Raw genomic sequence first — 11,504 nt, 5'->3', positions numbered from 1 at the left:
CACACCTCACGGCCCGCTCACCACACCGCCTCGCGCCCCTCACAACATCGCGCCCGGGTTGAGGAGCCCCTGCGGGTCCAGGGCGTCCTTGATGCGGCGGGTGAGCGCCATGACGTCCTCACCGAGTTGATCAGGCAGCCAGTCCTTCTTCAGCCTGCCCACCCCGTGCTCGCCGGTGATGGTGCCGTCCAGGTCGATGGCCAGGTCCATCACCTCACCGAACGCGAGCTGGGCGCGGGCGGCCCGGTCCGGGTCGTCGTCTTCCAGCACGATGATCGGGTGGGTGTTGCCGTCCCCGGCGTGGGCGACCAGCGCGATGGGCACGTCCCGCCGGGCGGAGATCTCCTCGATCCCCGCCACCAGGGCAGGCAGCGCGGGCAGCGGGACACCCACGTCCTCCAACAGCAGCGTGCCGGTCCTGCCCAGGCTCGTGAACGCGGCCCGGCGGGCGATGGTGAACTGCTCGCCCTCGTCGGGGTCGTCGGTGGCGAACACCTCGGTGGCGCCGTGGGTGCGGAACGCCTCGGCCATGAACTCTGCCTCGGCCGCCCGGTCGGGACCGGTCAGGTCGGACTGGGCCAGCAGCATCGCCCCGGCCGAGGTGTCCAGCCCCATCCGCAGGTCCGCCTCCACCGCCCGGATCGAGGTGTTGTCCATGAACTCGAGCATCGCGGGGCGGATCCGGCGGGTGATGGCCAGGACCGCCTCGCTGCACGCCACGACGTCGGGGAACACGCCCACGACGGTTGAGCGGGGAGGTTGCTCGGGGAGCAGTCTGACGATGATCTCGGTGACGATTCCCAGCGTGCCCTCGCTGCCCACGAAGAGCTTGGTCAGGCTGAGCCCGGCGGTGTCCTTGAGCCGCGGGCCGCCCAGCCGGACCGCGGTGCCGTCGGCCAGGACCACCGTGAGCCCCAGCACGTAGTCCGTGGTCACGCCGTACTTGACGCAACACAGCCCACCGGCGTTGGTCGCGACGTTGCCGCCGATCGAGCAGATCTCGTACGACGACGGATCCGGCGGGTACCAGAGCCCGTGCTCGGCGGCGGCCCGCTTGACCTCCGCGTTGAGCAGGCCGGGCTGGACCGTCGCGGTGCGGGTGACGGGGTCCACGTGGATCTCCCGCATGAGCTCGCTGGTCAACACGATCCCGCCCTCCACCGCCGTGGCCCCGCCGGACAGGCCCGAGCCGGCCCCGCGGGGGACCACCGGCACGTCGAACTCGGCGGCCCAGCGCATCACCTGTTGTACGTCCTCGGTCGACCGCGCCCGCACCACCGCCAGCGGCATCCCCGGGTCGGGGGCCTGGGCCCAGTCCTGGCGGTAGGACTGCACGACGTCGGGGTCGGTGAGGATCGTGGCGCCGGAGAGGCGGCTGCGGAGGGCGTCGATCGACATGCCCCGAACCTACGGCCGTATTGCCGCGGGCGTATCGCGATCAGCTCTCCCGGATCCGCAGTCGGTCGAAGACCACCCGGAGGGGCCGGGGCGCCCACCAGTTGGCGTCCCCGAGGATGAGCATCGCGCTCGGTACGAGCAACAGTCTGATGACGAACGCGTCCACCAGCACGGCGAGCGCCATCCCGAACCCGAGCATCCGGACCACGCTGATCCCCGATGTTCCGATGGCCAGGAACACCACGGCGACGAGCACCGCCGCGGCACCCACCACAGGGGCGGTCCGCCCGACACCGTCGACCACGGCCCGGGTGGTGTCTCCGTGGCGGTCGTACTCCTCACGGACTCGCGAGAGCAGGAACAACTGGTAGTCCATCGACAGGCCAAAGGCCAGGCACGCCATGAGCAGGGGCGAGGAGGAATCCACCACCCCGGTGGCCGTGACCCCCACCAGGTCGGCGAGGTGCCCCTCCTGAAAGACCAGGACCATCACACCGAACGTCGCGGTGAGGCTCAGCGCCGCCATGAGCAGCGTCTTGAGGGTGACCACCACGCCACCGGTCAGCAGGAAGACCAGGGGCAGGACCACCGCCATGACGAGCAGGGCGACCGGAACCGCACGGTCGGTGACCGCCTGCCGGGTGTCGACATCGTCGGAGTAGGTTCCCGCCACCGGGGCGGGGGCCACCGAGTCGCGGACCCGCTCGGCGAGGTCCTGTTGCTCCGGCTGCGAGAGCCCCGGGTCCGTCACCACCTCCACCGCGGCCACGGCGCGCTGTCTCAGGGCGGGTTCCCCGGGCCCCACCGCCAGCCCGTCGGACACCCTGCCGTCAGGGCCCCGTGCCGCCGTCACTCCGTCGATGCGCGACACCCGCTCCGCCAACGCGCCGGGGTCGACCCGGTCCGCCAGGATGATCAGGGGATCGGACCCGAGGTCCGGACGCTCGTCACGCAGACGCTCGGCCGCCACCCTGGACGGGGCATCCGGCGGCAGGACCCTGTCGTCGAGAGTGCCCAGCCGGAGGCCGAAGGCGGGCGTCAACAGGATCAACAACAGTGCCGACACTCCCAGCGCCACCGCGACCGGGTGCCGACGCGACACCCCGAGCAGTGCGGTGACCGAGCGCCCTGGCCGGGTCGGGTCGACCCGCCGCACGGACCACGCGTCGATCCTCCGACCGAGGACCCGCAGGACCGGGGGCAGCACCACCAGGGTGAGGGTGGCGACGAGCGCGACCACAGCGACACCGGTGATCGCCATGGACCTCAGGAAGGGCATGTCGACCGCCGTGAGCGCGGCCAGACACAATCCGACCGTCACCGCCGAGACGACGATGGTCCTTCGGCAGCGCCTCATCGTGCGGTCGACTGCCTCGGGCGGGTCCGCCCCGGCCGCCAACTCCTCGCGGAACCGGGTCACCACGAGGAGGCTGTAGTCGATCGCCAGCCCCAGTGCGAGACCGATCACCAGGTTGAGGGCGAAGACGGAGACGTCGATCAGGTGGACCAGTCCGGACAGGACGACAAAGGTCGAGAGCATGGCGAGCACGCCGATCGCGACCGGGACCGCGGCGGCCACCACGGATCCGAAGAACAGCACCAGCAGGACGAGGGTGACGGGGACGGCGATGAGTTCGGCGCGGGCCAGATCCTCTCGCCCGAGTAGGTCGTCCTCGCGGAGCACCTCGGCCCGGCCCGTCAGCTGCCTCTCGACACCCTCTCCGGGCGGGGGCAGGGTCTCGCGGACCGTGTCCAGGGTGCGCCTCGACTCGGACTCGTCGCCGGACAGCACCGCGGTCACCACCGTGGGCCCGTCCCCCGGCGCCGGCGAGACGGCCACGCCGCCCACTCCCCCGGCGCCGGTGAGGAAGGACGCGACCGCCTCGCTGTCTCGGGCGACCGCGGCGGGCTCCGAGCCCGAGACCAGGACGATCAGGTCGGGGGTGCCCACCCCCAGCTCCGCGTTGAGCCGACTCTCGGCGACGGCGGACGGTGTGGAATCGGCGCGGAACCCCCCGGGAGTCAGCGCTTCCTCCACTCCCCCGGCGGAGAGCGCCCCGAGCACCGCGAGGACCAGGGCCGCGGCGAGCGGCCACCCTCTCGCCAGGACCGACCGCCATCGGTGCGCCCGCCGCCGCGTCCGGACGTCGCTTCTATGGCTCATAGGTCTCCCTGCGGTCGGTGTGCCCCACTCATTCGTCGCCCGCCCGTGCGCGGATGGCCGACCCGGACATCGGCGCGTTCAGGAAAGGTCGACGTCGGACCCATCCGACCGCACCCACGACACGAATACCCGGGGTAGCCCACCGGAAGGACCACCCGTGAACCATCCCCTCATCGACCGCCTCGCCGCTGACGACCGGGTCCGGCTGTTCTCGTCCCTCCAGGACGCCGGCCAGAGCCCCTACTACCGGACAATGCACTCCAGCTCCGGTGCCACGAGCAACGTCCAGGGCGTCGACCGGATCATGCTCGGCTCCAACAACTACCTCGGCCTGGCCAACCACCCCCAGGTCATCGAGGCCACCACGGAGGCGGTCCGCCGGTTCGGGTCGGCCAGCACCGGGAGCCGGCTGCTGAACGGCACGATGTCGCTGCACGAGGAGCTGGAGGCGGAGATCGCCGACTGGTTCGGCACCGAGGACGCGCTGTGCTTCTCGACCGGGTACCAGACCAATCTCGGCACCCTGGCGGCCCTGGTCGGCGGGCGGGACGCGGTCGTCATCGACGAGTTCGCACAACGCCTCGCTCCGGGACGGGCTCCGCATGGCGCGGACCTCCGTCCACCCGTTCCGCCACAACGACCTGAGTGCGCTCGAGGAAGCCCTGGTAGCGGCCCGCGGTGAGTCGCCGGACCAGATCCTCGTCGTCGTCGACTCTCTCTACTCGATGGAGGGCAGCCTCGCGCCCCTGACCGGGGTCGCCGACCTGGCCCGCGAGTTCGGGGCCGCGCTCATGGTCGACGAGGCCCACGCGATGGGCCTCTACGGACCGACCCGGCGGGGGCGGGTCGACGAGACCGGGACCGTCGACGCCGTGGACGTGACCATGGCGTCGTTCTCCAAGTCCTCGGCCTCCTGCGGCGGGTTCATCACCGGCAGCGCCGAGCTGGTGACCGGACTCAGGGTCACCGCACGGCCAATGATCTTCAGCACCTCCTCGGTGCCCGCCGCGACCGCGTCCTCCCTCGCCTCGATCCGGCTGATGCGCACCGACGAGGGCGCCCGGCGCACCGACGCGGTCCGCCGGAACTCAATCCTCCTGCGCACCGAACTGCGCGGGAAGGGGATCGAGTGCGACTCCGGGCTGCCCGACGACTCCTGGTCGCCCATCGTGCCCGTCCCCGTCGGGGACGACCTCCGCGCCGTCCACACGTGGAACCTGCTGCTCGAGGCCGGCGTGTACACGGGTGTCGCGGTCCACCCGGCCGTCCCGGCGGCCGGCGCGATCCTGCGCCTGTGCGTGACCGCGGACCACACCGAGGAACAGCTGGTCGGGGCGGCGGTGTCCATCGCCCACGCCCTCGCCGCCACCCGCCTGGACGCGGCGTCGTGAGGGTGGTCCTCACCGGGGCGTCCGGCGACGTCGGCACAGCTCTCCTGCGCGGACTGGTCGGCCGCGACCACGTCGAGCGCGTGGTCGCACTGGCCCGGTCGCCGCTACGGGTCCTGGACCCGAAGATCGAACAGCATCAGATCGACCTCGCCACCGACGACCTCGACGAGGTCTTCGCCGGCGCCGACGCGGTGATCCACTGCGCCTTCATGGTCGAGGAGCCGCGCGACAAGGACTCGGCGCGCATCGTCAACGTCGACGGGTCGCGGCGGGTGCTCCTCGCGGCCGACGCCGCCGGCGCCCGGGTGTGCGTGATGACCTCGAGCATCAACGCCTACGGCCCCCGCGGCGGCGCCGAGGTCATCGACGAGATGGCCGCCATCGGCGCCGGCGAGGAGCACTACTACTTCCACCACAAGGCGCTCATGGAGGAGGATGTGCGCCGGTGGCGACGGGAATCCGGCGGCCGGATGGCGGTGGCGGTCCTGCGCCCCACCTACGTGGTGGGGCCGGACATGGCCAACTCCGGGCTGGAGACCATGCGCTCGCGCGTCGTCCTCTACCCGAGCCCCGGGCGGTCCTACTTCCAGTTCCTGCACCAGGACGACCTCGTCGACGCCTACCTGCGGGTGGTCCTGGCCGGGGTCGAAGGTCGGGTCGACGGCGAGTTCAACCTCGGCCCCGAGGGCGCGGTGACCGTCGCCGACCTGTGCCGGATGAACCGCTCGATCTGCGTCCCCGTGCCGCTCGGTCCCGCCCGACTCCTGGCCGACCTCGGCTTCCGACTGCGCCTTCTCCCCTACTCCTCCCACTGGGTGACCCGCGGGGAACCGGTCACCACCTCGCGCCGACTCCGGGACGCCACCGGGTGGCAGCCGCGGTACGACTGCACCGAGGCCGCCCGCCTCATGCTCGCCGGCTGAACCGCCCCCGCCGACTCTGCCCGCCATCCCTGCCCGCTGACCCCCTCCGCCGACCCCTCACCGAAAGGGCCCCATGCTCCTCACCACCGAGAACCAGACCCTCGACCACTACGCCCCCCGGCTGCGTGAGCGCTTGTACCAGAACGGGCTCCTCGCCAACGAGAGCTCCGCGAGCACCGCCGTGTCCGACTGGTCCGCCACCGGCGGGACCGGACTCATCGTCCCCACCTCTCTGGGGGGCGCGGGGGCGAGCGCGGTGGACGCTGTGCGCTTCCAGACCGCGATCGGGGCCGTCGCCCCCTCGCTGGCCGCCGCCACCACGATGCACCACTTGTCGTGCGCGACCCTGTTCGAGGCGGCCGAGGACGCCTCCCAGGACGAGCGCGACCTCATCAAGGCGCTGGTCGAGGACGGCACTGTGATGGCCTCCGGCTTCTCCGAGGGCTCCCCCGGGGGCTCTGTGTTCCGCCCGACCATGACCGCTCGCCGCGACGGCGACGGCTACCTGCTCTCCGGCCGCAAGGCCCCCTGCAGCCTCGCCCGGTCCATGACCCTCCTGGTGGCGAGCGCCCTGGTGGACGACTCGGAGCGGGCCGTCGTCCTGGTCTTCGACGGGGCCGAGGGTCTGCGTCGGGAGCCGTTCTGGAACAGCCCCGTCCTCGCGGCGGCCGAGAGCGACGCCCTGGTCCTCGACGACGTCCGGGTCGGCGCCGACATGGTCTTTCTCACCTCCGAGAACGACCCCGACGACGTCCACGAGATGACCGGCTACCTGTGGTTCGGGCTGCTGATCAGCGGCTGCTACCTCGGGGTGGCGACGCGACTGGTCGAGCGGCTGGCCGACCGGCACCGGCTCGACCCCAAGGTGTTCTCCTCCGCGCTCGCCGAGGTCGAGACCATGCGGACAGCCCTGCACGCCGTGGCCCGCGAGTTCGACGAGGGCGCCCGCGGCGGCGACGTCTCCGCGCGACTCGCGCTGGTCCGGTGGTCGATGCGCGACGCCCTGGTCCGGGTGCAGTCCCTGGTCCGCGAGGCAGTAGGGGGCTTCGCGTACATGCAGGACCCGGAGCTCGCGTACGCCTTCGAGGCCGTCCAGGTGTTCGGCTACCACCCCCCGTCGCGCCGGGACACCGCCGACCGGTTGGTGCAGTGGGCGCGCGGCGAGGACTTCCGCTACGTCTGAGCCCTCTGTGGCGCCCGAGCCCCTTCCGGGCGCCGTGAGGGGCCGGGGATCCGACGACGACGAGGCCCCGGCATAGTGTCCTGGTGACTTCGGCCCCAGCGACAGGACCCGGCCCCGGGGCGCCCGCCGTACCCGGCCCCGGACCTGCCTGGTTCGGGGCCGTCATGGGGACGGGCGGCCTCTCCGCCCTCCTGCAGATCCACGCCGAGCGCGTGCCCGGCTTCGGGCCGCTCGCGCTCGTCATGCTGGCCCTGGGCTGGCTGCTGCTGGTCGGTCTGGGCGCCGGGTTCGCGCGGTCGATCGTCCGGGACCCTGACGTCTGGACCCGGTCGGTGCGGGACGCGGCGATGCTGCCGTTGTGGGGCATGGTCTCGATGGGTCTGTTGGCGGTGGGGTCGGCGAGCTTCGTCGTGGTCGACGCGCGTGCCCCGTCCCTGTCCACGGTCGCGTTCGGCGTGGACGCGGCGCTGTGGGGGGCGGGCACCGTCCTGGGCCTGGCCACCGCGACGGGGTTCGCCGTCTGGCTGTTCACCACCCGTCCCGCCCATCCGCTGCCCACGTGGGCGCTGCCGATGGTGCCGCCGATGGTCTCGGCGACCACCGGCGGTGTCCTGGCCGGGCAGATCGACTCCCCCACCGTGCGCACGGCGGTGGTGGCGGTGTGCACCTTCGGCTTCATCGCGGCCCTCGGGTTGGGCGGCGCCGTCATCACGATGGCCTATCACCACGCGTGGTTCCGCACCCCCGTTCCGGTGGCGTTGTCGCCCTCCACCTGGATCCCGCTGGGCATCGTCGGCCAGTCGGCGGCCGCCGCGCAGGTGCTGGCCGGGCCGGGTCAGGCGGGGATCGCCCGACTGTACGGCGCTGTCGTCCTGATCGCCGGTGCCGGCCTGGGGGCGTTCGCGGTGGTGTCGACCATCCGGGGTTTCCTCGCCCGGATGCCGTTCAATCCGGGTTGGTGGGCGATGGCCTACCCGCTGGGCACCTGCGCGCTGGGCGCCCATCACCTCGGCTGGGCGGCCGCGAGCCTGGTGACCGTGGTCGCCCTGTGTGGCATCTGGCTGCTCTGTGCGGTCGCGAGCGTCCGCGCCGTGCTGTGGGCGCGGACATCGTAGGGCGGTCATCGGAAGTCCCGGCTGCGGCCGATCGCCATGCCCAGGTGCAGGCGTTCGATCTTGTCCGCCACCACGCTGACCGCGCCGGAGCGGTTCTCCACGGTGCCGCGGACGATGAGCGCCGGGGACGCGGAGACGATCGGCCGGTATCGCGCCCACAGGCCGACCGAGCACACGATGTTGGTCATGCCCGTCTCGTCCTCGAGGCTGAGGAAGGTCACGCCCTCCGCTGTGGCGGGGCGCTGCCGGTGGGTGACGGCTCCGGCGACCTCGACGCGGCTGCCGTCGGGGACGTGGGCGAGCCCGGCGGTGGTGCATACGCCGCGGGAGTCGAGCCACGGCCGGGCGTGGACGGTCGGGTATTCCTCGGGGCTGATCCCGGTGGCCGACAGGTCGGCGGAGGTGAGTTCGAGGACGCTCATGCCGGGCAGGGCCGGGGCGTCGACCTGGCTGAGCCCGGGCAGCATGCCGGGCTTCTCGCGGGCCGCGGTGGCCGCCGACCACAGGGCGGACCGACGGCCCCCGGTGCCGAGCGAGTCGAGCGCCCCGGCGGTGGCGAGTGCCTCCATCTGCCGGACGGACAGGCCGGTGCGGCCGGCGACGTCGGCGGCGGAGGTGTACGGGCCGTGGGTGTCGCGTTCATCGGCGATCGCGGTGGCCAGGTCCTCACCGATCGCCCGGACCGACTCCAGTCCGAGGCGCACCTCGGCACCATCGTTCTCGCAGGTGGCCCCACCGAGTGAGCGGTTGACGCACGGGCGGTGCACGGTGACACCGTGCCGGCGGGCGTCGGCGACGAGCGACTGCGGCGAGTAGAAGCCCATGGGCTGGCTGCGCAGCAGCGCCGCGCAGAAGATCGCCGGGTGGTGGCACTTGAACCATGCGGAGTAGTAGACGATGGCGGCGAAGGACTGGGAGTGGCTCTCGGGGAAGCCGTAGTTGGCGAAGGCGCACATCTTCTCCCAGATCCGCTCCCCCACCTCCGGCCCGGTGACCGGGGTCCCGGGCGGGCTGGTGCCGATCCCGTGCAGGTCGCGCATCCCGTCGAAGAACCGTTCCTTCAGTCGGGCCATCCGTTCGGGTGACCGCTTGGACCCCATCGCGCGGCGCAACTGGTCGGCTTCCGCTCCGGTGAAGCCCGCGATGACGGTGGCGATCTGCATGAGCTGCTCCTGGAACAGCGGGATCCCCAGCGTGCGTCCCAGCACCTCCTCCAGCGCGGGGTGGTCGAACACCACCTTCTCCCGGCCGTTGCGGCGACGGATGTAGGGGTGCACGGACCCGCCCTGGATGGGGCCGGGACGGATGAGCGCCACCTCGACCACCAGGTCGTAGAACGTCCGCGGTCGGAGCCGGGGCAGGGTGGCCATCTGTGCGCGGGACTCCACCTGGAACACACCCACCGAGTCGCCCAGGCACAGCATCTCGTAGACCTTCGGGTCCGCGAGGTCCAACCGGGCCAGGTCCACGTCGAGATCCTTGTGTTCCGCCGCGAGGTCGATGGCGTGATGCAGTGCGGTGAGCATGCCCAGGCCCAGCATGTCGAACTTGACCAGCCCGACCGCCGCGCAGTCGTCCTTGTCCCACTGCAGGACCGTCCGTCCCGGCATGCGTGCCCACTCGACGGGTACCACGTCCGCCACCGGGCGGTCGCAGATCACCATGCCTCCCGAGTGGATCCCCAGGTGGCGGGGCAGTCCGACGAGCCGCCGTGCCAGCGCGAGCACATCGGGCGGGACGGTGTGCTCGGTGGCCTCCCTCTCGTGGTTCTTCAACCCCGACCACCGGTCGACGCTCTTCGACCACGCGTCCTGTTGCCCCGGGGAGTAGCCCAGGGCCCGGGCCACGTCCCGCACGGCCGATCGTCCGCGGTAGGTGATGACGTTGGCGACCTGGGCGGCGTGGTTCCGGCCGTACCGGGAGTAGACGTACTGGATGGCCTCCTCCCGACGGCCCGACTCGATGTCCACGTCGATGTCCGGCGGACCGTCTCGCTCCGGCGCCAGGAACCGCTCGAACAACAGCTGGGCGCCCACCGGGTCGACGTTGGTGATCCCCAGCGAGTAGCAGACCGCCGAGTTGGCGGCCGAGCCGCGGCCCTGGCAGAGGATGCCCTCGCGGTGGCAGAACTCGACGATGTCGTGGACGACGAGGAAGTACCCGGGAAAGCCCAGTTCGGCGATCACCTGTAGTTCGCGGTCGATCTGCGCATACGCCTCCGGGGCCTCTTCGCGTGTCCCGTAGCGACGGGCGGCGCCGGCGTAGGCGAGCTCGGCGAGCATCGTGTCCTCGGTGTAACCCTCGGGGACGTCGAACGGAGGTAGCTGCGGGGCGATGAGCCGGAGGTCGAACGCGCACTCCCGGCCCAGCCTGTCCGCCCCGGCCACGGCATCGGGCCAGCGGTCGAACAGTTCCGTCATCTCCTCGCCCGAGCGCAGGTGCGCCCCGCCCGCGGCGGGCAGGTGCGCTGCGTGGGTCTCCAGTGCGTCGCGCGCACCGAGCGCCGCCATGACCGAGGCCAGTCGCGCGTCCTCCGGCCCGGCGCAGTGGGCAGCGGTGGTCGCGACGACGGGCAGGCCCGCCTGCGCGGCGAGACCCGCCAACGCGTCGCATCGTTCCGTGTCCTCGGGAACCCCGTGACAGGTCAGCTCCACGACCACCCTGTCCTGACCGAACAGCTCGACGAGCTGGTCCAGGGCCGCACCGGCAGCGGGGATGTCGAAGTCGGACGCCCCCGTCCCGCCGCGCTCCAGGGACCGACGGACCCGGCCTCGACGACAGCCGGTGAGCACATACCAGTGACCGCCGGCCGCCTCCGCGAGCTCGGTCATCTCGTACCGCGGTTCGCCCTTTGCCCCACCCCGCAGGTGGGCGTGGGCGATCGAGCGCGACAACCGCCGGTAGCCCTCCTCACCCCTGGCCAGGACCAGCAGGTGCTCGCCGCCCGGTAGCGAGAGTTCCGCCCCGAACACCGTGGCCAGTCCCAGCTCGGAGGCGGCCTCGGCGAAGCGCACGACCCCGTACAACCCGTCGTGGTCGGTGATCGCGAGCGCCGTGAGCCCCAGTTCCGCCGCCGCCTCGGCCATGGCCTCGGGAGAGGAGGCCCCGTCGAGGAAGCTGAACGCGGTGTGGGCGTGCAGCTCCGCGTACGGCACTCGCCCCCGGGCGCGGGCCCGCGGAGGGGCCGTGTACCCACCACGCTTGCGTGACCAGGCGGGGGCGTCGCTGCCGTCGCCGGGGTGCGGGTTCTCGGCCCCTCGCGGGCCCGGTCGTCCGGAGAGCACCCGTTCGAGTTCCGACCACGTCCTGGGTCCGTGGTACCAGTTCACC

The 11,504-nt window shown here is 72.2% G+C and carries 8 protein-coding genes; 5 read left to right on the top strand and 3 right to left on the bottom strand.

Annotated elements, in window-relative coordinates; all coding sequences use genetic code 11:
- Nucleotides 1-39: 39 nt before the first annotated feature.
- Complete coding sequence (locus tag NR111_RS03325) at nucleotides 40-1,398, bottom strand: FAD-binding oxidoreductase (protein WP_067712544.1); 1,359 nt, start codon at nucleotides 1,396-1,398, stop codon at nucleotides 40-42.
- 40 nt (nucleotides 1,399-1,438) lie between these two features.
- Nucleotides 1,439-3,562: an MMPL family transporter gene (locus tag NR111_RS03320; RefSeq protein WP_096905911.1), complete on the bottom strand. Its 2,124-nt coding sequence runs from the start codon at nucleotides 3,560-3,562 to the stop codon at nucleotides 1,439-1,441.
- Between the two features lie 157 nt (nucleotides 3,563-3,719).
- Between NR111_RS03320 and NR111_RS03315 the strand changes: the two genes are divergently transcribed.
- The 5 genes from NR111_RS03315 (at nucleotide 3,720) to NR111_RS03295 (ending at nucleotide 8,174) form a co-directional block, all read left to right on the top strand.
- On the top strand, nucleotides 3,720-4,244 hold the full coding sequence (locus NR111_RS03315; RefSeq protein WP_254050503.1) for an aminotransferase class I/II-fold pyridoxal phosphate-dependent enzyme: 525 nt from the start codon (nucleotides 3,720-3,722) through the stop codon (nucleotides 4,242-4,244).
- Nucleotides 4,165-4,953, top strand: a complete 789-nt coding sequence (locus tag NR111_RS03310; RefSeq protein ID WP_254050504.1) for a pyridoxal phosphate-dependent aminotransferase family protein — start codon at nucleotides 4,165-4,167, stop codon at nucleotides 4,951-4,953. The genes NR111_RS03315 and NR111_RS03310 overlap by 80 nt, the downstream gene beginning before the upstream one ends.
- The gene (locus NR111_RS03305) at nucleotides 4,950-5,876 is read left to right on the top strand and encodes an NAD-dependent epimerase/dehydratase family protein (RefSeq protein WP_159981087.1); all 927 of its coding nucleotides are present in this window, start codon (nucleotides 4,950-4,952) and stop codon (nucleotides 5,874-5,876) included. The genes NR111_RS03310 and NR111_RS03305 overlap by 4 nt, the downstream gene beginning before the upstream one ends.
- Before the next feature lie 73 nt (nucleotides 5,877-5,949).
- The gene (locus NR111_RS03300) at nucleotides 5,950-7,059 is read left to right on the top strand and encodes an acyl-CoA dehydrogenase family protein (protein WP_067712556.1); all 1,110 of its coding nucleotides are present in this window, start codon (nucleotides 5,950-5,952) and stop codon (nucleotides 7,057-7,059) included.
- An 83-nt stretch (nucleotides 7,060-7,142) separates the two neighbouring features.
- Nucleotides 7,143-8,174, top strand: a complete 1,032-nt coding sequence (locus tag NR111_RS03295) for a C4-dicarboxylate ABC transporter (RefSeq protein WP_205475868.1) — start codon at nucleotides 7,143-7,145, stop codon at nucleotides 8,172-8,174.
- Between the two features lie 5 nt (nucleotides 8,175-8,179).
- On the opposite strand, the gene NR111_RS03290 is transcribed toward NR111_RS03295, so the two are convergent.
- Nucleotides 8,180-11,503 (bottom strand): error-prone DNA polymerase, encoded by a 3,324-nt coding sequence (locus tag NR111_RS03290; protein WP_173674778.1) that lies wholly within the window; start codon nucleotides 11,501-11,503, stop codon nucleotides 8,180-8,182.
- Between the last annotated feature and the right edge of the window lies 1 nt (nucleotide 11,504).

The sequence above is a fragment of the Dietzia sp. Die43 genome (assembly GCF_024519835.1).
Classification (GTDB): domain Bacteria; phylum Actinomycetota; class Actinomycetes; order Mycobacteriales; family Mycobacteriaceae; genus Dietzia; species Dietzia kunjamensis.
The sequence above is the reverse complement of the archived record's forward strand: the minus strand, read 5'-3'. Positions and strand labels throughout refer to the sequence as shown.